Raw genomic sequence first — 19902 nt, 5'->3', positions numbered from 1 at the left:
TTCCCCGGCGAAGGCCGGGGTCCAGTATCGCCGAACATGAGGCGGCATCCCGTCTCCGAACCGTCTCGCAACTGGGCCCCGGCCTGCGCCGGGGAACGTTCAATTCAGCCCGTTCGCGCTCCTAAAAGCTCGTATTCACCGAAATCGGCACGGCAAGGTTGTTCGCGGTCATCGCGCCGCTGGCGCCATAAGCCTCGCTGCGCCCGCCGCGGCGACGGCGGGCGTCGGCGGAGATTTCGGCCATCAGATCGTCGGACAGGTCGATCTGGCGGCGCAGGGTCGCGGCATTGTCGCGCGCGGCGTCGCGCAATCGCAGGGCCAGGTCGCCCAGCTCGGCGCGCGTCTCGCCGTTCAGCGCATCGCGCCAGTCCGGGCTGACCCGGTCGAGCCGCGCGACCTCCGCATCCACCGCGCCGACGAGGCGCGTCTTGGCCTGGACCAGCCCCGCGACCTCGCCGCGACGGCCTTGTTGCAGCAACGCCGTCTCCTCCTCACAAATCGAGGCGAGCGAGCGGAACAGATCGGTGAGTTCAGTTTCCATTCGACGCCCCTTCCTGGAGCTTGATGATCTGGTCGAGCACATGCGGGGCAAGGCCCAGCCCGCCCTTGGCGGCGATGGCGGTGCCGAGATGTTCGGACAGCACGCCGCGAAACATCTGTTCGCCATGCCCGCCGGAAAATTCCCCGCTTTCGACGCTTTCCAGCATCAGCTGGGTCATCTGGCCGATGAACACGGCCTCGAACGCGCGCGCCGTTTCCGCATTCTTCGGCGAGGGGACGGTTGGCGTCGCGCCGGTCGTGGCGGCGGTGGGGGCGGAGAGGGGGTTCATCACTGCACCTCGATATCGGCCTGGAGTGCGCCAGCACTCTTCACCGCCTGAAGAATGGTAATCAGGTCGCGCGGGCTGACGCCGAGCGCGTTAAGGCCGGCCACCAGCGAGGAAAGCGACGTCTCGCCTCCGACCGTGCCGAGCGAGCGGCCCGAACCGTCATCGACCGCGACCTGAGTGCGGGGGACGACCTGGGTCTGCCCCTGCGACAGCGGTGCGGGCTGCGATACTTGCGGCGCCTCGGCGATGCTGATGGTGAGGCCCCCCTGGGCGATCGCAACTGGGCTGATTCGGACATTCGATCCCATCACCACCGTTCCCGACGCCTCGTTGACGATCACCTTGGCGGGTTGATCCACGGTGACGGGCAGGTTTTCGATCCGCGCGACCAGATCGACCACCGATCCGGGGAAGCCGGGGCCGGGCTGAAGTTCGACCGTCGCGGGATCGAGCACCACGGCTGTCCCCGCAAAGGCGGCGTTGATCACGCCTGCAATCTGGTTGGCGGTGGTGAAATCGGGGTTCTTGAGCGCGAGCTTGAGGCTGGTTGCGCTGCGCAGCGCATAGGGGACCTCGCGCTCGATGATCGCCCCGTCGGCGATGCGCGCGGAGGTCGAGACGCCGCGGCTGATGCTTGCCGCCGCGCCCTGCGCCTTGAAGCCGGAGACCGAGACCTGGCCCTGGGCAACGGCATAGATTTCGCCGTCGAGCGCGCGTAGCGATGATGCGATCAGCGTCCCGCCCTGAAGGCTGGTGGCATCGCCGATCGCGGAGACGGTGACATCGATCCGCGAACCGGAGCGGGCGAAGGCGGGCATCGTCGCGGTGATCGACACGGCGGCGACATTGGCTGTCTTGAGCTGCGATCCGCGGACATTGACGCCCATCCGCTCGAGCATCGCCTGAATCGATTCCTCGGTAAAGGGCGTGTTGCGGGTGCGGTCGCCAGTGCCGGCCAGGCCCACGACCAGGCCATAGCCGACGAGCTGGTTCTCGCGCACATTCTCGACATCGACGATGTCCTTGATCCGGTGCGCGTTGCGCGCAGCGGCGGTGCCGGGCATCGCGAGGGCGACGAGTAGCAGCAGGAAACTCAAAATGCGCATAAACCCGTCCATCGGCTCCGAAACTCCGTTAATCTTCTTATAGAAAGAGAAAGGCCGTTCCGGTCTTGGCGGAGGAATGTTCCCGTGCGTGTCGATGGGGTGTCGTTGCAGGTCCGGATGGTGCTCAATGCACTGTCGAAGGCCGACACCGCTGCGCTCGCGACGCTGCCGAAGATGACGATGCCGGAGGCGCCGAAACAGGCGCAGCAGCTTCCCCCGACGCTTCAGACCGCGGCCAATGTCAATGTGCTGCTTGCGGCGGCCGCGGCGCTCGAATCCCCTCAGGACAAGCGTCGTCGCGAAGTGCGCCCTCCGGCCAAGGGGCTCGAAATGCTCGACCGGCTTCACACCGCCGGGATCAAGGGGTTGCCCAAGAAGGACGTGCTCGACGCGCTCACCCAATGGGCCGCCGCGTTCGAGCTTCCCGAGGACCCGCAGCTCGCCGAAATCGCGCGCGAGATCGAGTTGCGCGTCCGCGTTGAACTGGCCAAGCACGACCGCATCGTCTGACGCGCATTTTTCAAACGGCATGGTTAACGCCGCGCGGCGGGATCAGTCCGGCTGCCCAATACCCCGCGCCAGCCTCATCACATAGCTGATCACTTCGGCTACCGCCTGATAATGTTCGACCGGGATCGGCCGGTCGACCTCGGCGCTGGCGTGCAGCGCGCGGGCGAGGGGGCGGTTTTCGACGAGCGGCACGCCGGCCGCCGTCGCGACCTCGCGGATCTTGAGCGCGATGGCGTCGGTGCCCTTGGCGACGACGACCGGCGCGGACATGTCGCCATGGTCGTATTTCAGTGCGACTGCATAGTGGGTCGGGTTGGTGATGACGACGGTCGCGGTGGGGACGGCGGCCATCATCCGTTTGCGTGAGCGCTGCATCCCGATCTGGCGGATGCGCGCCTTGATCTTGGGGTCGCCTTCCTGCTGCTTGTGCTCGTCCTTGATGTCCTGGAGCGACATCATCTTCTTCTTGGTCCAGCTGTGCCGCTGATAGAAGAAATCGAACACTGCAATTGCGGCGATCAGTCCAACCACGATCATCAACACATCGGCGACCATGCCATGGGCAAGATCGGCGATCGTGCCGGGACCGATCCCGACCATCGTCTCGAACCCGGGCAGAAAGGGCCACAGGATCAACCCGCCAATCCCGGCCACGGCAGCGAGTTTCGCCAGCGTCTTGCCGAACTCGACGAAGGCGCGCGCGCCGAACAATCGGCCAAAGCCCGAGACAGGATTGATCTTCGACCATTTCGGCTGGATGCGAGTCCAGTTCATCATCGGCCGCCCCTGAAGCAACCCCCCGAGCAGCGCGAATCCGAACAGGGTGCCGAGCAGCGGGAGCAGACCCGTCGCCACTTCGCCCAGCATGAAGCCGCCAAACGCCTGCGCGCCCTGTGGCTCGAACAGGAAGCTGTCGGCGCGGCCCCAGATGCGCGCCAGCGATCCGGCGAGCTTGGAGGCGGCATAGGCGCCCAGGCTGCCGGTCGCGACGATCAGGCCCAGGAACATCGCGGCCTGGCGCATCTCCGGCGCCATCGGGACGTCGCCCTTCTTGCGCGCATCCTCGATCCTCTTATCGGTCGGGGCATAAGTCTTCTGGTCCTTGTCCTGATCTTCCGATGCCATTGCGTCAGCTCCAGCCCGCGTTCATCCAGCCGGCCAGGCTATTGGCAAAGGCGATCAGCACGGCGCCGAGCGTCGCTGCGGTTATCGTGACGCCGAGCAGCAGGTTGAGGGGCTGGGCGATGAAGAACACCTGCAACGCGGGCGCGACGCGTGCGACCAGACCCAGCACGACGTTGAAGACGATCCCATAAACGAGCAGCGGTGCGGCCAGCGATACGCCGAGCGCGAGCGAATTGCCGGCGACGCGCACCGCCAGGTCGGCGAAATCGGCGGTGTTGGGAAAGACGCCGACCGGGAAGAGCCGATAGGATTTGATGATCGCGCCGATCCACAGATGATGGACGGCCATCGCAAAGCAGACGACCGCGGCGGCGACGCCGACGAAGCGCGACAGGATCGGCGCATGGCCCGACTGGCCCGGGTCGAAGATGACGGCGGAGGTGAGGCCGATCTGAAGGCTGATGAGCGATCCTGCGATCGAGATCGCCTGATACATCATCCGCATAATAAGGCCGAGCGCCAGTCCGACGACGATCTCCGGCACCAGGATTGCGGCCAGCGCCAGATCCTTCGCCTGGGCGAACGGCGCGACCGTTGGCGACAGGAATCCCCATAGCCCCAGCGTCATCCCCATCGCCGCGAACAGCCGGATCTGCGCCGGGATCGCGTCTTCGGAAAAGACCGGCAACAGCATCACCACCGCGCCCGCCCGCGCGAACAGGATCAGGAACGCGGTGGCGTGAAGGGGCAGGTCCGCGATCATCGCCGGGTTCAGCCGCCCTGAACGATCTTGTCGCTGAGCACCCGCATGAAATCGCCGAGCGCCGAGCCGATCAGCGGAAAGCTGAGCAGCAGCGTGATGCCCATCACGATCAGCTTTGGCACGAAGGTGAGCGTCTGTTCCTGGATCTGGGTCAGCGCCTGAAGCAGGCCGATGACGACACCTGTCGCCAGCGCCGCGAACAGCAGCGGACCGGAGACGGTGAGGGTCAGGATCAGCGCGGCGCGGCCGATCTCGATGGCGGAAGCGGCATCCATGTGCGGCGCCTAGATCTGCATCCGCATGATTTCAGAATAGGCATTGACCACCCGGTCGCGCACCGCGACCACGGTGTCCAGCGCGACTTCGGCGGCCCCCATCGCGGTGACCACGTCGATCAGGTCGCCCTTGCCCGCGATCTGGCGCGCCGATGCGGTCTCGGCAGCCTTGAGGCTTCCCGATGCCTCGCCGACCATATCCTGGACGAGCTGGCCGAACCCGCCCGATACGGGGGCGTCGGCGCTGCCGGGACCACCGATCCCGGGACCGCGCGAAAGCGGCGAGACACCGGCGGCGCGGCCATAGGCAGAGAGCGCGTCGAGCGATCCGATGGACATTGCGGCGTTCCTTATTTCAGCAGGTCGATGGTGCGCATCGTCATGCCCTTGGCGGCTTCGATCGCGCTGAGATTGGCTTCGTAGGAGCGTTGTGCCGCCTTCATATCGGCGCTTTCGACCAGGCTGTTGACGTTGGGCATCAGCACATAGCCCTTGGCGTCTGCGGCCGGGTTGCCGGGCTGATAGACGCGCTGAAAGGCGGATTTGTCGGACGCGACGCCCTTAACCTCGACCTTGGTCGCGCCGCTTGCGCGATCGACCTGGGCGGAAAAGGTCGCGACGCGGCGGCGATAGGGATCGCCCCCCGGCGTCTGCGATACCGAGCCCTGATTGGCCAAATTCTCCGCGATCACCCGCATACGCAGCGATTGCGCGCGCAGGCCCGATGCGGAGACCGAAACGGAGCTTTTGAGATCCATGGTCGCATTTCCGGCGCGGCGGGCAGGAATTGCCGCCGACACAAATCTTATAGGCAAGATTTTCCGGGCCGGTCGGACCGGCGGCAAATTCTGCCCCCTATAAATGCTGCATGACGAACACGCAGGGGACAGCTGTGCTCAACGATATCATGGTCGAATTGTCGATCGTGCTGGGATCGACCCGGCTCCCGATCCGCCAGGTGCTGAAGATGAGCCGCGGCGCGATCGTCGCGTTCGACAGCAGCGATGCCGACCCGACATTGGTCTATGTCAATGAAACGTTGGTCGCGAAGGGGCGGGTGATCGTCAATGGCGAGCATATGTCGCTGGAGATCAGCGAAGTCCTGCCCGGACGGATCGTGGCATGACAATCCTGGCGTTGCTGCGCATGTTCGGTGCGCTTGCGATCGTGCTCGGCCTGCTGGCCGGATCGCTCTGGGCGGTGCGCCGCTTCAACCTGCGTCTGCCCGGTCGGATCGGCGGGGGTGGGGTGGACGAGCGTCGTCTTGCGGTGGTCGAACGGCTGAGCGTTGATCCCAAGCGTTCGCTGCTGCTGGTGCGGCGCGACAATGTCGAGCATCTGGTGCTGATGGCGCCGGAGGGGAATGTGGTTCTCACCGCACCGCGCCCTGAGGCGCCCGAACTGCGGCCAGAGCTGCGGATCGCCCGTACCGCCGCGCCGCAGCCGGTGGCGGCGCTGCCGTCGTTCGACGCGGAAGCGCATGGCACTGGCGACATCGGATCGACCGCGTTTCTCGGCAACCTCCACCGCATCCAGAATTTCGCGAGCGCCCGGCTGGCCCGTCATGCATAAGCTGTTGCGCATCGCGTTCGCGGCGACCCTGATCCTGATCCCGACCGCCGCCGCCGCTGCCCCGTCTGTGGGGCTCGGACTGGGCGGGGAGGGGTCGATGAGCGGCAAGGCGATCGGCCTGGTCGCGCTTCTGACCGTCCTCAGCCTTGCGCCGGGCATCCTGATGACTGTGACGTCGTTCACCCGCATCGTCGTGGCGCTGTCGCTGCTGCGCACGGGCCTTGGCGCACAGGGTGTGCCGCCCAACCCGGTCATCATCAGCCTGGCGCTGTTCCTGTCGATGTTCGTGATGACGCCGACCTTCACCCAGGCATGGGACGTGGGCATCAAGCCTTATACCGAGGGCAAGATCAGCGAGGATGTCGCGTTCGAGAAGACCGCCGAACCGTTCCGCAAGTTCATGCTGAGCCAGGTGCGCGACGACGATATCGCGTTATTCAACGGCCTCGCTGCGGAACCTGCCAAGACCCGGGCGGACGTGCCGCTCGGCACGCTCGTCCCGGCCTTCATGATCTCCGAACTGCGCCGCGCGTTCGAGATCGGCTTCCTGCTGCTGCTGCCCTTTCTCGTCATCGATCTCGCCGTATCGGCGGTGCTGATGGCAATGGGTATGATGATGCTGCCGCCGACGACGATCGCGCTCCCGTGCAAGATCATCTTCTTCGTGCTGGTCGATGGCTGGGCATTGGTCGCGGGCAGCCTGATCCGAAGTTTCGGGTCGGGTTAGGGTTTTAAAGCCTGCTTCAGCAAAGCTGAACCGGTTTCGGCACCGGCCCGCTCCCCCACCCGGCCACCCAGCGACAGTATCCTTTGGGTGGCCGGGTGGGGGAGCGGGCCGGTGCCGATTCAACGAAGCTGAAAACGACTCTACGACCGCCGCCCAAAGCGCCGCGCCGGATCGACCAGCCAGGCGGACAAAGTCTCGAACCGGATCGGCGTCACGAACTGAAGCCCGGCCGCGCCGTCACGTTGCCAACGCAGCCCGGCATTGACCGTGCCCAGTTCGGGGACATGGACCGACAGGGTGCCGTCGATCAGCGTCATCGACAGGCCGTCGATCCGCATCCCGCGCTGGTTGATGTCGCGTAGTGTCGCGGCGAGGCGGCGGCCGTTGCAGGTGACCAGCACCGCGCATTCGGTTTCGAGCCGCGGCAGCCGGTTGTGCCAGCCGCGCTGTTTGGGGGTGGGCTTCAGGATCAGTTCGCTCGGCACCGGCGAATGGAAATGCAGTCCGGTCGCACCGCCCTGGGCCCAGGCGACCTCCGCCTCCAGCAATTCGGCGCCGCGCAGCTCCAGCTGGACCCGGTCGCCCCGACTCATGGGCATCGCACACTCGATCCGCGCGCCATTGGCGGAAATGTTGCGCACCCGGCACACAACATCGCCGCGCGCGGTAACCAGGCGACCGACCAGCAAGGTCGTGACAAGGCGCGTGTCGGCATCCGCGCGCCGGTCCTGGACGCTGTTTTCCGGCTCGAACGGCGGCAATGTATCGGGTTCCTGGGTAAACATCATGCTGGCTCCGCCTTGGTGACTGCGACCTTGCGCACCTTGTCCGGCCCGATCGCCTCGCGTGCCGCTTCGATGACGATGCGGCGGAAACTGTCGAGATCGGGCAGCATCCCATCCGCGCCCGCGGCGAGCGGGATGCGGAAGGTGCGCAGATTGATGGCGTGCTGAAGAAAAGGGAGCCGCGCGGTGACCATGTCGACATCGTCCTCGCCGACTTCCAGCTGGACTTCGAACGCCGCATAGCCGGACAGCTTGCCGTCCTTCAGCACCAGCGGCGCGGTCATGCGCGGAAGCGCGACGAACTTGCCGGGCATTTCCGGCTCGGCGGGTTTCGCCGCTGCGGACGCCTGGGCCGGGGTGCCGACGATCAGAGTCGTCGCATAGCCGCTTCCGGCGCCGATTGCCGCGCCGATAATCAGCAGGAGGAGGGGGAACAGGATCTTCTTCACGGTTCGACCCTCACATCTTGAAGCTCGCATCGGCCGGGGTCGGTGGTGCCTCGCCCTTGACGATGATGGTGATGCGCCGGTTTTCGGCACGATCGGGTTCGCCCGGGTAAAGCGGCTGGCTGGCGCCGCGCGCGACGACGCCCGCAATCCGGTCGCTGGTGATGCCGCCCGCGAGCAGCACCGCGCGGGAGGCGAGGGCGCGCTCGCCCGACAGGCGCCAATTGGCCTCGCTCTCCCCGCCCTTGCCGTCGGTATGCCCCTCGATCGTCAACCGCGCGCCGGATCGGGTCAGTTTTTCCGCGACCGCGCCCAGCTGACGGCGCGCGAAATCGTTTAGTTTCGCGGTACCGGGGTGGAACATTGGCTGGCGGACGCTGTCCATCAGCGTGATGCGCAGCCCGTCCTCGTCCGATTCCACTTTTGCATGGGTTTCGGAGTCGGTTGGGGCCGATTCGAGCGACAGCCGCATTTCCTGGGCCAGCACGCGCAACGAGGCGTCGGGGATCGTTGCTGAGCCGCCCCGCGCGACGCCGGTGCTTTGCGCCTCCATCGCCGGCACGCCGCTCGCCTTGGCCGCCTCGGCGCTCTTGGCGCGGCCATGACCGCCCGAACCCGCCTGGGCCCCGCCCGCTGCGGCGCCCGCGCTACCCACCATCGGCGGGCCGGGGGAGAAATATTCCGCCAGACCCTTCAGCGTTTCCTTCTCAGGGTTGCTGATGAGCCAGAGCAGCATGAAAAACGCCATCATCGCGGTGACGAAATCGGCATAGGCGACCTTCCACGCGCCGCCATGATGGCCACCGACGACCTTCTTTACCTTGCGGATGACGATGGGCCGGGCATTGGGAGCGTGGCTGGCCATCGGTCAGAGTCCCGGCGCCAGCGCCGCCTGGAGCCGTGCCTGCACCTGGCCCAGTCGAACCGGCGCGATCGCCGTGCGGGTGCAAGCGCCGGCTGCGAGCCGGTCGAGCACTGCGGCGCTCTCCTCGGTACATTGGACCAGCAGGTCGAAGGCCTGAAGCTGATCGAGATAGCGTTCGACGAAATGTTCGTCCGCCACCAGCACCGATGCCAGTTCCTCGATCAGCGCACGCACATGGCGCAATTCGCCCGCGACGGCGCCGTGCAGCGCGTTGACCAGCTGTTCGTTGCGGGGCTCCTGCATCGGGGGAATGGGATTTTCCATGGTCAGGCCCTTTAGAAAAGATCGATCTCGCCGCCGTGCACGGGGGCGCGGGCGGGGAGGGTGACGGGCGGCGGCTCGGCGACATAGTGACAGCGGATCTTGCCGTCATAAGGACGGAACTCGATCTTGCGCGGCCGCGTGCCGCCGGTGTCGTTATGGCCGATTGCGATGGCTTCGGTTTGCAGGAAGCGCACGGCAAACGCGGCGTTGGCGGTGCCGATGCCACCCAGTCCGGCGATGATGTTGGCGCCGCCATAGAGATGCGCGCGCAGTCGTGGCCGCTCCGCCCCCGCCTTCATCATGCCGTTGATCAGCAATTCCATGGCGTGGACGCCATAGCGTTGCAGGTCCGCCTCGCTGACGCGATGATCGGGACTTGGCTCGCCGAGCAGGAAATGGTTCATACCCCCCACGCGCGCCACCGCATCGTGCAGGCACACGGCGATGCACGAGCCCAACAGGGTCGAGATGACCGTGTCGGGCTGCGACAGGACCTTGAACTCGCCCTGGATGATGGTGACGCGGTTGCGCGTGGCGAGCGTCATGACAGCGCGCCGAAGACCCGCTCGATCTTCTCCTTCAGCGCGGCGGGCGCAAAGGGCTTCACGAGATAGTTGTTCACGCCCAGCGCGGCGGCCTTCTGCACCACCTCCCGGTCTGACGAACCGGTCAGCATGATGAAGACGGTCTTCGCCAGCACCTCGTCCTTGCGGACGGTCGCCAGGAATTCGAGTCCGTCCATCTCAGGCATGTTATAGTCCGAGATGATGAGGTGAACGCGGTCGTTGCGGATCGCGGACAGCGCCTCGGGCGCGCTCGCCTTGTCGCGAATGTCCTTGAAGCCGAAATCCTGAAGCGCACGACGGATCATCGCACGCATACTCGTCTGGTCGTCGACCACCATGACCCGGATTGCAGACGCGGCGGGCATTCAACGCTCCTGATGCTTGGCGCCGCGCGCGGCGGCGAGGATGACGCCTGCCATCGCGGACAGGCTGGATTCGGTTTCGACGCCACCGGCGAGCAGCGCGGCGCGCGGCATTCCCCATACGATGCAGTCTTCGCGCGACTGGCCGAAGGTGCGGGCGCCTGCGCGGCGCATTGCCAGCATCCCTTCCGCCCCGTCATTGCCCATGCCGGTCAGGATCGCGCCAACTGCGGCCTTGCCGAGCGGAGCGATCGAGTTGAACAGCATGTCGACCGAGGGGCGATGGCCGTTGACCGGGTCGGTCGCGACCAGCTTGATTCGACCGCGCGTGCCCCCGTCCAGGGTCATGTGATGCGATCCGCCGGGGGCGATATAGACGGTTCCCGGCTTCAACGGTGCGCCGTCGGTCGCCTCGACCACCCTGACCGCGCAGCTGCGGTCGAGCCGCGCGGCGAAGCTCGCGGTAAAGGCGGCGGGCATATGCTGGACGACCAAGACCGGCGGGGCGTTTTCAGGGAAGGCGTCGAGCAGATGGAACAGCGCCTCCACCCCGCCCGTCGACGCGCCGATCGCGATCACGACGTCGCGAAACGGTGTCTGGGCGGACGCGGTGGGCTGCACCGCACGCACGGGGGGGGCCATGCGCCGGGTCTGTGAGCGGGCCGCGCCCTTGACGATCTCACGCAGTTGGCTGGCGCCCGCGACCAGTTCGGCGGGGCCGCCCGCGGGCTTGGCGATGCAATCGACCGCGCCCAGGCGCAGCGCCTCGATCGTCACTTCCGCGCCCGCTGCGGTCAGCGACGAGCACATTACGACCGGCATCGGCCGAAGCCGCATGATCCTTTCGAGGAAAGAAAGGCCGTCCATTCCCGGCATCTCGACATCGAGCGTCAGGACATCGGGATTGAGCTCCTTGATCATCTCGCGCGCGGCGTGCGGTTCGGGCGCGGCGCCGACAACTTCGATCTCGGGGTCGCCGGACAGGATGCGCGTCAGCGCGGCGCGCATCGATGCGCTGTCGTCGACGATCAGGGCGCGGATCGGACTCATGCGGCACCGTCCGTGCGCTGATAGATGGTGTTGCCGCGGCTGCGCATCCGCTCGGCGGCGGTGCCGATCAGACGCTCGCTATGGCCGATATACAGGAAGCCGCCGGGCTTGAGCATCTCGACGAGCCGGGCTTCCAGCTCGGATTTCGCGGTATCGTCGAAATAGATCATGACATTGCGACAAAAAATGACGTCGTAACGCTGCTTCATCGGCCATTCGCCGAACAGGTTCAGCACCTTGGCGGTCACCAATGCGCGCGCGGTATCGGCCATGCGATAGCCCGCGCCCTCGCGGACCATCCAGGCGCGACGATAGGGTTCCGGAACGCCATCGGCGGTCGCCTCTGCATAGAAACCCTCGGCGGCGGCGCGCACCACCGGTTCCGAGATGTCGGTGGCGAGCAGACGCAGGTCGCGTCCACGCAGCCATTCGGCCTCGCTACGTTCGGTGCCCAGAAGCGTCATCGCCAGCGTGTACACTTCCTCGCCGCTCGAACATCCCGCCGACCACATCCGCACGGGCGAACGGGCCGGGTCGCGCTTGAGCTGAGGAAGCAGCACGTCGCGCAGATGATCGAAATGATGGCTCTCGCGGAAGAAATGCGTGTGGTTGGTGGTCAGCGCCGTAACCAGCAGCCGCAGTTCCTCCGCATCGCGTTCGGCAAAGGCGATATAGTCCTTGAACGAGGCCAGGCGGTGCTCGCGCAGGCGGCGGGACAGGCGCGAATGCACCAGCACCTTTTTCGTCGGCGGGAGGTGTATCCGCGCCTCGGTCATCATGATCCGCGCGATCGCCGCGAACTCGTTGTCGCCAAGCGCCGGTCCACCGTCGCTCAGCAGCGGGTTCAGCGGCGCAGGCGCCAGCGAGGCTGTCGTCATGCGGCCATGTCCAGGTGGCGGGTGATGGCGAGCGCGTCGAGATCGAGCAACAGCACCATTTGCGGCTTCGGCTCGCTGCCGTCGCGCGCGCGGGCAGTGATCTGGACCAGACCGGAGATCACATTGACTTCCTGAAGCTCGACATCCGGCGCGGGCTGGATCGCGCTCTCCTGGATGGCGACGATGTCGTCGACCTCGTCCACCAGGAAACCGGCCTGCTTGCCCGCAATGTTGACGACCAGCACGCAGGAGCGTGCATGGATCGTGCTCGGCGTCCAGCCCAGCCGCTCGGCAAGGCCAACGACCGGCACGACGGTGCCGCGCAAATTGGTCACGCCCAGGATATATCCGGGGACGCTGGGCAACGGGGTCGGCTCCGACCATTCGCGGATTTCGATCAGCGAGCGCATGTCGATGCCGAAATGGCGGGCGCCCAGGGTGAAGGTGACGATCTTGATTTCGTCGGCGGGGGTTTCTTGTTCAGTCATGCTGCTAGTCCTCTCATGAGGTTGCGGTTGTGGCTGGCGGCGGAGGCGACCAGCGCCTCGACATCGAGGATGAGCGCGATCGAGCCGTCGCCGAGGATGGTGGCGCCGCCCAGGCCGCGGATCGGGTGGAGGTTCTGCTCCAGGCTCTTGATGACCACCTCGCGCCGGTCGTCGATCGTATCGACGAGGAGGCCGACGCGGCCGGCGCTCTCGCTCTCGACGATGATGACGAGGCTTTCGTGGACGGGGCGGTCTTCGTTCGCGTGCAGGCCGAACACTTCGGTCAGTCGGCGCACGGGCAAATACTCGCCGCGAATCTCGATCACCTCATTGTCGGGGGTCGTCGCGCTGACTTGGCCCGGCTCGGGGCGGATCGCCTCGACAACCGTGGCGAGCGGCAGCACGAAGCGCTGCCCCGCGAGGCGCACGACCATGCCGTCGAGGATCGCCAGCGTCAGCGGCAACACCAAGGTGAAGCTGGTGCCCTTGCCCGGGGTCGAACTGATCTCGACACGACCGCCCAGGGCCTCGACGTTGGAGCGGACCACGTCCATGCCGACGCCTCGGCCGGAAATGTTCGAAATCGTCGCAGCGGTCGAGAAGCCGGGCGCGCAGATCAACTGATCGATCTCTTCGTCGCTCAGCGCCGCGTCTGCGGGGATAATACCCTTTTCGATGGCCTTGGCGCGCACGCGGGCACGGTCGATGCCGCGTCCGTCATCGGCGACCGTGACGATGATCCGGGCGCCTTTCTGCTCGGCAGACAAGCGGATCGTCCCTTCGGCGGACTTGCCGGCGCGCAGCCGTTCCTCGGGGCTTTCCAGCCCATGATCGACGGCGTTGCGGATGAGATGGGTCAGCGGGTCGCCGATTTTCTCGATCACGCCCTTGTCGACTTCGGTGGTCTCGCCGAACGTCTGGAGCGTCACCTGCTTGCCCGTCTCGGCCATCAGGTCGCGCAACATGCGTGGCACCCGGCTGAACGCCTGTTTGATCGGCTGCGCGCGCAGCGACATGACATTGTCCTGAATCTCGCGCGTCAGCCGGGCGAGTTCGGGAAGTTCGACGCGCTCCTGATCCTTGGCGCTCAGGCGATCGGACAGGATCGAGTTGCGGATCACGAGTTCGCCGACCAGGTTGAGCAGATTGTCCAGCTTGTGCAGATCGACGCGGATCGTCTGCGATGCGCTGTCGGTTACCCGGGTCTCGGCCGCCTGGGCGGCGGCGGCGATTCCGGGCGCTGCGGCTTCGATCTGGCCGATCAGCGCGCGGGCATCGCCGCCGCGTGGTTCTTCGGACGCGGTCGTGGCGGGAGTGCGCTCGGTCTCAAAGCGGGCGATCGCGATATGCGAATCCGGCGCGACGAAATCGAATGCCTCCTGAATGCTGTCTTCCCGCGTCCAGCCGGGCAGCTGGATCGTCCAGCGCAGATAGGCGTCTTCGGGCTCGACATCGCGCAGTGCGGGCAGCGACGAGCAATCGACCGCGACCACGCGACCGCCCAGATCCTCAAGTTCGCGGATCACCAGCATGGGTTCCGATCCGCCGGCCATCGCTTCGCGCGAGGGACCGAACTCGACCCGCCAGTCGGGTTCGCCGACGGGCTCGGCTTCCGCATCCTGTTCGGCGGGCGCCATGATCGCGCCGAGATCGAAATCGTCCACCGCGACGCTCACCGGCTCAAAGCCGAACGGGTCCGCATCGGCCGGTTGCGCGGCTTCGACCGGCGCGACCGGGGCCGGGGAGGGGGAAAGGGAGGGGGGCGACGCGGGCACAGTGCCCGCTTCGCCGTTCAGCACCGCCTGGATCGCCGCGAGCGAAGCGGCGTCGTCCGGGGTCGTCGCAGAGCCCTGCGATGCGGCGACGTGATCCGACAGAATGTCGAGCGCCGACAACATCACGCCCACGGTGGGCGGAGTCGGCGCGATCCGCTCCGCGCGAACTTCGTCGAGCAGATTCTCGAACTTGTGCGCGAATGCGGTCAGTGCGACATGGCCGAACGCGCCCGCGCCGCCCTTGATCGAATGGACTGCACGGAACACGGCGGCAATGGTCGCCGGCGAGACATCACCCGCCTGCATCGCCGACAATCCCTGTTCGGCAGCGGCCAGGCCCTCGGCGCATTCTTCGAAGAAGATCGCCTGGATATCGTCCATATCGTCGCTCATGGGCAGACGCGGCGGATCGCCGCCCCCAGCTTCGCCGCCTCGAACGGCTTGGTGATCCAGCCGGTGGCGCCTGCAGAGCGGGCACGCGACTTCTTCTCGTCCGAAAACTCGGTCGAGAGCACCAGGATCGGCGTGCCGCGGAATTCCGGCAGTGCGCGGACCGCCTCGATCAGCTCGAACCCGTCCATTTCCGGCATGTTGATATCGGTGATGAGCAGGTCGGGCTTGACCTCCTGCATCCGCTCCAGCCCGTGACGACCGTCATTCGCGGCCTCAATCCGGAATCCCTGCGCACTCAGCGATGCCTTGAGCAGCATACGCATACTGGCGGAATCGTCGACGGTAAGAATGAGCTTGCTCACGATTGCAGTTCCTCTGTCTGGCTCAGGCCCAATCGGTCGCTCAGACCAAGTGCCTCGATCCGCGCCAGGAAGGCGGGGCTGGGGTTTTGGATTACGAAATGGTGGCCCGACGCTTCGGTTTCCGCGCGCGCGGCCAGCAACAGCTGGAGCACGGCCTGGCCGACGCTTTCGACGGTGCTGGCGTCCACGGTCAGATCGCCTCCGAAATCGGCGGCGAGCACGAGGCGCACCTTCAGGTCCTCGGCAGTCACGGTGACGCCATGGGCCGGAAGATCGATCACGCCCCCCGCGAAATTTTCGGGGTCAGGCTGGTTGAGCTGCGAGGTCACTCTTCGCCTCCTCAAGTGCGGTTTCGAGTTGCTGGAAGGATGGCGCCTTGTCGGACGGCGTCGCACGGCGCGCGATCTCGACCGCCACCTGCGTGGGCATACCCTGGGCATGGGCAACGATCGCGGTCTTGGCGATGACGAACGGCTTGCCGTCCCCTTCGATCACCTGTTGCAGCTTGGCGGCCAGCGGGCCTACAAAACAGTAAGAGAGGAGCACGCCCAGAAAGGTTCCGACCAGCGCGCCGCCGATCATCGCGCCCAGGATTTCGACCGGCTGGTCGATCGATCCCATCGTCTTGATGACGCCCAGCACCGCCGCGACGATGCCGATCGCGGGCAGGCCGTCGGCCATTTGCTGCAGCGCGTGCTGCGGGTGCATCTCGTGATGGTGATGCGCCTCGATATCGTTTTCCATCGCCTCGGCCAGCTGATGCGGATCCTCGAAATTCACCGTCATCATGCGCAGATAGTCGCAGATGAACTCGATCAGGTGGTGATCGGCGATCAGACGCGGATAGCGTTTGAAGATGCTGCTTTCGGCGGGCGTGTCGAGATGCGGTTCGATCGCCGTGGCGCCACCCTTCTTGAACGTCATGAGGAGCCCGAACATCAGCGTCAGCAGGTCGCGATAGTCCGAGTCCTTCCACTTGCTGCCCTTGAAGGACCGCATGATGCCCTTGCCGGCCTGCTTCACGACCGGCATCGGATTTGAAACCAGGAAGGCGCCGATCGCCGCGCCGCCGATTGCCATCATCTCGTGCGGCAGCGCGTGCAGGATCACGTCCATCTTGCCCCCGGCGAGCAGGAAGCTGCCGAAGACGCAGATCAGAATGATGATGAAACCGACGCCGTTAAGCATGATGAGAGTCGTTCCCCTGTGCCGTGACCGGCAGTTCCGTGGATTATAGGGCGGGGGCGGGGGTGCCGGACGCATCGGGCATCTTTTCGACGATCCGCAACGGCTTGAGGCAGGACGCGACCGGACGGCGCGGCTTCCATCTAGAATGCGGTAAACGCGAACGAGGAACCCGCATGTCGCTTAGCGCCTATCAACGTGCCCGCACGCTCGTCGAAACGCCCCGCGCAACCGAGCAACGCCTGATCCGGGACGTCACCGCCGCGCTGATCGAGGCCCGGGACATGGGCTATTCGGGGGGTAGGTTGATGAACGCGCTGCACTGGAACCGGGAGATGTGGGACGCGTTCGCCAACGCCTGTGGCGCCCCCGGCAACAGCCTTCCGGACGAGCTGCGCGCGTCGATCATTTCAATCGGATTATGGGTCAATCGTCACGCCAGCGACGTGATGAAAGGGCGCGAGTCGATCGATCCGCTGATTGAGGTCAACCGCTCGTTGCTTGAAGGGCTGGCTGAAGGCCGAATGGCCGCCTGAAGGACAGTCAGACCGGGGCGGCAACCTCCGCGGCATAAGCGAGGCGGAGCGCTTCGGACAGGCTGCCGACGTCGAGCTTCTCCATCATGTTCGCGCGATAGATTTCCACCGTGCGGGGCGACAGATCGAGCTGGTGGGCGATCACCTTGTTGGGGCGCCCTTCGATCAGACCCATCAGCACCTCATGCTCGCGCGGCGACAGGCGGGCGATCCGCGCCCGCGCCTGTTCCCGCCGCTCGGCGATGCCGCTGGTCTCGCTGAACCGGGCAAAGGCTTCGTCGAGTAGATTGAGAAGGTGGTGAGGATCATAGGGTTTCTCGAGGAAATCCGTGGCCCCCGCCTTCATCGCCTGCACCGCCAGCGAGATATCGCCCTGGCCCGTCAGCATGATCGTCAGGAACGTAGCCTTTCGCGACTGCAACTCGCGCATCACCTCGATCCCGTTGCGACCCGGCATCTGATAGTCGAGCAACAGGACGCCACTGTCGCTGGCCTCGATATTCTCCAGGAAGGACTCGCCCGACGCGAAGACCCGGATCACGAGATTGGGGCGTTCCGACAACAGCCCGTGCAGCGATTGCCGGACAGCCTGATCGTCATCGACAATATAGACGCTCTGCATCATTCCTCTCCCAGTCCCGGCTCTATTGCAGGGACGGTGAACCGGAATGTCGCGCCGCCCCCTTCATTGTTCTGCGCGGTCATTGTCCCTCCGTGCGCTTCGATGATGCGCCGGCAAATCAACAGTCCGATCCCCATACTGCCCTCTCCTTTGGAAGAATTGAATGGGAGAAACATCTGCTCAAGAAGCGGTTCGGCGAGTCCCGGCCCGTTGTCGCTCACCGAAAATTCGATCCAGTCGTCGTCGATCCTTCGCGTACCGATGGCGATCCGGCGGCCTTCTGCGGGAACCCCAGCAAGCGCTTCCAGCGCATTGCGCATCAGATTCAGCAGCACCTGTTGAATTTGGATCTTGTCGGCAAACATGCGGACAGCGTCGTGCGCGAGTTCATAATCCACGGTGAGATCGAGCCGTTGATGCCCGACCAGGACGAGCGCGCTTGCCTCCCGAATGGTCGTCTCGACCGACTCCATCCGCGAATCGACCTCGCGCCGCGAAACAAATGCGCGCAGGCGGCGGATGATCTCCCCCGCGCGCAACGATTGTTCACGGGTCGATTGGAGCTGACGCGAAATCCGTTCACGATCGCCGCCATCGTTCAGGATAACCTCGGCGGTGGCGACGTGATTTGTAATTGCGGCCAATGGTTGGTTGAGTTCGTGCGCCAGCGCTGCGGCCAGCTCACCCATCGCGTTGATCCGGCCAATCTGGGTTAGCTCGTTGCTCAACTGCTGAAGCCGCTCTTCGCCCTGAAGCCGCTCCGTCAAATCCGTGATGAAACCCGTAAAAGCGCGGGTGTCGCCATAGACGGCCTCGCCCACATGCAACTCGATGGGTATTTCGCGGCCGTCCGCATGACGGGCCGTCAGAATGCGCGGGATGCCGATGATGCGCCGCTCTCCAGTACGCAGATAGCGTTCCAGATAGCCATCGTGCCGCAAACGATGTTCGTCGGCCATTAGCATGGATACATTCTTGCCGATGATATCGCTGGCCGCATAGCCGAAAAGTCTTTCCGCAGCTGGGCTGAAGCTCATAACGTGGCCGCGCACATCGATCACCAGCATCGCGCTGGGCACGGTTTGGAGAATGGAGAGAAGCTGGGCCTCCCGGGCCGCGAGTTGTGCTGTCTGCTCGACACGATCGGTCACGTCGATATTGACGCCCAGCGTACGCACCAGCGCACCCGTCGCATCATAAAAGCACCGCGCGGAGCCCTCAATGGCCCGGATTTCACCATCTTCGAGAGACAGGCGGTAAAAGAATGAGAACTGATCCGCTCGGCGGAGTACAGTTGCTTCCATCCGCTTGAGAATCAGTGCGAGATCCTCCGGAAAAATGAGCGCCGCCCAACTTTCATAGTCAGCGAGAGTGCCGACAGGCAGCCCCAGAAGCGGTTCCGTATCGGCGAACCAGGAGAGCTTTCCGCTCTCCACATCCCATTCGAAAATACCGATCCGGTGCGCTTGCGCCGCCAGCAGCAGTCGTTCGTCACTCTCCGCGCGGGCGACCTGCGCGCGCATAAGTGGTTCAAGATCGGTCATTGCAAGCACGGTGACGGGCGTGTCGCCATCGTCGTCGATCCGCTGGCGACGTTCCAGGACGTGAATCTCACGGCCGTCCTTCGCGGTTTCGACGATCTGGAAACTGCCTTCGTGCGCCGTGGGACTCCACCCTGCAGAGTCATCGGCGGCAGCGCGGCTTGAGAGCAGCAGATGCTTGACCTGACCGATCGCCTCCTCCGCACCATAGCCGTACAGCGCCGCGCATCCGCGTGACCAGTGGACGATCCGTCCGTCGGCATCGATAAAGGCGATCGGCTCGGCATCGAGCGACTGAGCATAGAGCTGAAGCGTCGAGCGCTGGCGCGACAGGCGCGCGATCGACCATAGCAGCACCGACCCGACGATCAGCGTGTTGGCCAGCATCCCCCAGATTTCAGCGGTCGCCGGGAAACCACGCTGGTCGAACACGAGCAGTTCGATCGCGAGTACCAGTGCAGGCGCGACCATCAGGGCGGGGACCGCGCGGAGGGCGATCGGCCAGTTCTCGTCCCTCTTGGGGCGATAGCCCTGAAGCGCATGTTGTGTCGCCTGGAGCAACAGTCCGACGCCCAGCACCAGTTCCGCGACATTGGTGATGACCGGTATGTGCCAGGGCTGGACCGAGGCGCCCCGAACTTCCGCAGCAAGCAACTGGCCCGCCAGCAGCAGCAGCGCGAAGCTGATGACCAGCGCTGCGACCATCGCGGCGACCGGTGCGCCTTCGCGACCCGAACGGATGCGCATCAGCGCGCTGACCGCAAGAAGGAAGATCAACAGGCAGGAGACCGGACTGCCGCCGGTCCGGGCCAGCAA

28 protein-coding genes are annotated in these 19902 nt (G+C 65.3%); 5 read left to right on the top strand and 23 right to left on the bottom strand.

Going from position 1 to position 19902, the window contains the following annotated elements:
• Positions 1-121: 121 nt before the first annotated feature.
• From FPZ54_RS07020 to FPZ54_RS07010, 3 genes are read right to left on the bottom strand one after another with little or no spacing between them, the layout of a single operon-like run.
• Positions 122-541, bottom strand: a complete 420-nt coding sequence (locus tag FPZ54_RS07020) for a hypothetical protein (RefSeq protein ID WP_145846012.1) — start codon at positions 539-541, stop codon at positions 122-124.
• Positions 531-830: a rod-binding protein gene (locus tag FPZ54_RS07015; protein WP_145846010.1), complete on the bottom strand. Its 300-nt coding sequence runs from the start codon at positions 828-830 to the stop codon at positions 531-533. The genes FPZ54_RS07020 and FPZ54_RS07015 overlap by 11 nt, the downstream gene beginning before the upstream one ends.
• Positions 830-1936: a flagellar basal body P-ring protein FlgI gene (locus FPZ54_RS07010; protein ID WP_145846009.1), complete on the bottom strand. Its 1107-nt coding sequence runs from the start codon at positions 1934-1936 to the stop codon at positions 830-832. Before FPZ54_RS07010 ends, FPZ54_RS07015 begins: the two co-directional genes overlap by 1 nt.
• Positions 1937-2020: 84 nt before the next feature.
• Here FPZ54_RS07010 and FPZ54_RS07005 point away from each other — a divergent pair, with 84 nt between their 5' ends.
• A complete protein-coding gene (locus FPZ54_RS07005; RefSeq protein WP_145846008.1) occupies positions 2021-2446 on the top strand; it encodes a flagellar assembly protein FliX in 426 nt (141 codons plus the stop codon).
• Positions 2447-2488: 42 nt separating this feature from the next.
• Here the strand turns inward: FPZ54_RS07005 and flhB are convergent, their stop codons facing one another.
• The 5 genes from flhB to flgC are packed head-to-tail and all read right to left on the bottom strand — an operon-like array spanning position 2489 to position 5367.
• Positions 2489-3571, bottom strand: coding sequence for a flagellar biosynthesis protein FlhB (gene flhB, locus FPZ54_RS07000; protein ID WP_145846006.1), 1083 nt, complete (start codon positions 3569-3571; stop codon positions 2489-2491).
• A 4-nt stretch (positions 3572-3575) separates the two neighbouring features.
• Complete coding sequence (fliR, locus tag FPZ54_RS06995; RefSeq protein ID WP_145846005.1) at positions 3576-4334, bottom strand: flagellar biosynthetic protein FliR; 759 nt, start codon at positions 4332-4334, stop codon at positions 3576-3578.
• Positions 4335-4342: 8 nt separating this feature from the next.
• The gene (fliQ, locus tag FPZ54_RS06990) at positions 4343-4609 is read right to left on the bottom strand and encodes a flagellar biosynthesis protein FliQ (RefSeq protein ID WP_145846004.1); all 267 of its coding nucleotides are present in this window, start codon (positions 4607-4609) and stop codon (positions 4343-4345) included.
• A 9-nt stretch (positions 4610-4618) separates the two neighbouring features.
• Positions 4619-4948: a flagellar hook-basal body complex protein FliE gene (gene fliE / locus FPZ54_RS06985; RefSeq protein ID WP_145846002.1), complete on the bottom strand. Its 330-nt coding sequence runs from the start codon at positions 4946-4948 to the stop codon at positions 4619-4621.
• Positions 4949-4959: 11 nt separating this feature from the next.
• On the bottom strand, positions 4960-5367 hold the full coding sequence (gene flgC / locus FPZ54_RS06980) for a flagellar basal body rod protein FlgC (RefSeq protein WP_145846000.1): 408 nt from the start codon (positions 5365-5367) through the stop codon (positions 4960-4962).
• Between the two features lie 110 nt (positions 5368-5477).
• On the opposite strand from flgC, the gene FPZ54_RS06975 reads away from it, so the two are divergent.
• From FPZ54_RS06975 to fliP, 3 genes are read left to right on the top strand one after another with little or no spacing between them, the layout of a single operon-like run.
• The gene (locus FPZ54_RS06975) at positions 5478-5735 is read left to right on the top strand and encodes a FliM/FliN family flagellar motor switch protein (protein WP_145845998.1); all 258 of its coding nucleotides are present in this window, start codon (positions 5478-5480) and stop codon (positions 5733-5735) included.
• Positions 5732-6181 carry a FliO/MopB family protein gene (locus FPZ54_RS06970; RefSeq protein WP_145845996.1) on the top strand — a complete coding sequence of 150 codons (450 nt, stop codon included), beginning with the start codon at positions 5732-5734 and terminating at the stop codon, positions 6179-6181. The genes FPZ54_RS06975 and FPZ54_RS06970 overlap by 4 nt, the downstream gene beginning before the upstream one ends.
• Positions 6174-6908 carry a flagellar type III secretion system pore protein FliP gene (fliP, locus tag FPZ54_RS06965; RefSeq protein WP_145845995.1) on the top strand — a complete coding sequence of 245 codons (735 nt, stop codon included), beginning with the start codon at positions 6174-6176 and terminating at the stop codon, positions 6906-6908. The genes FPZ54_RS06970 and fliP overlap by 8 nt, the downstream gene beginning before the upstream one ends.
• Before the next feature lie 140 nt (positions 6909-7048).
• Here fliP and FPZ54_RS06960 read toward each other — a convergent pair whose 3' ends face one another.
• The 13 genes from FPZ54_RS06960 to motA are packed head-to-tail and all read right to left on the bottom strand — an operon-like array spanning position 7049 to position 16390.
• Positions 7049-7696, bottom strand: coding sequence for a PilZ domain-containing protein (locus FPZ54_RS06960; RefSeq protein WP_145845994.1), 648 nt, complete (start codon positions 7694-7696; stop codon positions 7049-7051).
• Positions 7693-8142: a hypothetical protein gene (locus FPZ54_RS06955; protein ID WP_145845992.1), complete on the bottom strand. Its 450-nt coding sequence runs from the start codon at positions 8140-8142 to the stop codon at positions 7693-7695. Before FPZ54_RS06955 ends, FPZ54_RS06960 begins: the two co-directional genes overlap by 4 nt.
• 10 nt (positions 8143-8152) lie before the next feature.
• Complete coding sequence (locus tag FPZ54_RS06950) at positions 8153-9004, bottom strand: flagellar motor protein MotB (RefSeq protein ID WP_145845990.1); 852 nt, start codon at positions 9002-9004, stop codon at positions 8153-8155.
• Between the two features lie 3 nt (positions 9005-9007).
• Positions 9008-9328, bottom strand: coding sequence for a hypothetical protein (locus FPZ54_RS06945; RefSeq protein WP_239019744.1), 321 nt, complete (start codon positions 9326-9328; stop codon positions 9008-9010).
• 11 nt (positions 9329-9339) lie between these two features.
• Complete coding sequence (locus tag FPZ54_RS06940) at positions 9340-9873, bottom strand: chemotaxis protein CheD (protein WP_145845989.1); 534 nt, start codon at positions 9871-9873, stop codon at positions 9340-9342.
• Positions 9870-10259, bottom strand: coding sequence for a response regulator (locus FPZ54_RS06935; RefSeq protein WP_186456940.1), 390 nt, complete (start codon positions 10257-10259; stop codon positions 9870-9872). The genes FPZ54_RS06940 and FPZ54_RS06935 overlap by 4 nt, the downstream gene beginning before the upstream one ends.
• Entirely contained in the window at positions 10260-11306 is a 1047-nt protein-coding gene (locus FPZ54_RS06930; RefSeq protein WP_145845987.1) for a protein-glutamate methylesterase/protein-glutamine glutaminase, read from the bottom strand.
• A complete protein-coding gene (locus tag FPZ54_RS06925) occupies positions 11303-12184 on the bottom strand; it encodes a CheR family methyltransferase (protein WP_145845986.1) in 882 nt (293 codons plus the stop codon). Before FPZ54_RS06925 ends, FPZ54_RS06930 begins: the two co-directional genes overlap by 4 nt.
• The gene (locus FPZ54_RS06920; protein ID WP_145845985.1) at positions 12181-12672 is read right to left on the bottom strand and encodes a chemotaxis protein CheW; all 492 of its coding nucleotides are present in this window, start codon (positions 12670-12672) and stop codon (positions 12181-12183) included. Before FPZ54_RS06920 ends, FPZ54_RS06925 begins: the two co-directional genes overlap by 4 nt.
• On the bottom strand, positions 12669-14840 hold the full coding sequence (locus tag FPZ54_RS06915; protein ID WP_145845983.1) for a chemotaxis protein CheA: 2172 nt from the start codon (positions 14838-14840) through the stop codon (positions 12669-12671). Before FPZ54_RS06915 ends, FPZ54_RS06920 begins: the two co-directional genes overlap by 4 nt.
• Positions 14837-15202, bottom strand: a complete 366-nt coding sequence (locus FPZ54_RS06910) for a response regulator (RefSeq protein ID WP_145845982.1) — start codon at positions 15200-15202, stop codon at positions 14837-14839. The genes FPZ54_RS06915 and FPZ54_RS06910 overlap by 4 nt, the downstream gene beginning before the upstream one ends.
• Entirely contained in the window at positions 15199-15531 is a 333-nt protein-coding gene (locus FPZ54_RS06905) for an STAS domain-containing protein (RefSeq protein ID WP_145845980.1), read from the bottom strand. Before FPZ54_RS06905 ends, FPZ54_RS06910 begins: the two co-directional genes overlap by 4 nt.
• Positions 15506-16390 carry a flagellar motor stator protein MotA gene (gene motA / locus FPZ54_RS06900; protein WP_145845978.1) on the bottom strand — a complete coding sequence of 295 codons (885 nt, stop codon included), beginning with the start codon at positions 16388-16390 and terminating at the stop codon, positions 15506-15508. Before motA ends, FPZ54_RS06905 begins: the two co-directional genes overlap by 26 nt.
• Before the next feature lie 173 nt (positions 16391-16563).
• On the opposite strand from motA, the gene flaF reads away from it, so the two are divergent.
• A complete protein-coding gene (gene flaF / locus FPZ54_RS06895) occupies positions 16564-16923 on the top strand; it encodes a flagellar biosynthesis regulator FlaF (RefSeq protein ID WP_145845977.1) in 360 nt (119 codons plus the stop codon).
• Positions 16924-16930: 7 nt separating this feature from the next.
• Here flaF and FPZ54_RS06890 read toward each other — a convergent pair whose 3' ends face one another.
• A complete protein-coding gene (locus tag FPZ54_RS06890) occupies positions 16931-17548 on the bottom strand; it encodes a response regulator transcription factor (protein ID WP_186456939.1) in 618 nt (205 codons plus the stop codon).
• Positions 17545-19863, bottom strand: coding sequence for a PAS domain-containing sensor histidine kinase (locus FPZ54_RS06885; protein ID WP_145845976.1), 2319 nt, complete (start codon positions 19861-19863; stop codon positions 17545-17547). The genes FPZ54_RS06890 and FPZ54_RS06885 overlap by 4 nt, the downstream gene beginning before the upstream one ends.
• Positions 19864-19902: the final 39 nt, after the last annotated feature.

The organism is Sphingomonas suaedae (assembly GCF_007833215.1).
Classification (GTDB): Bacteria; Pseudomonadota; Alphaproteobacteria; order Sphingomonadales; family Sphingomonadaceae; genus Sphingomonas; species Sphingomonas suaedae.
The sequence above is the reverse complement of the archived record's forward strand: the minus strand, read 5'-3'. Positions and strand labels throughout refer to the sequence as shown.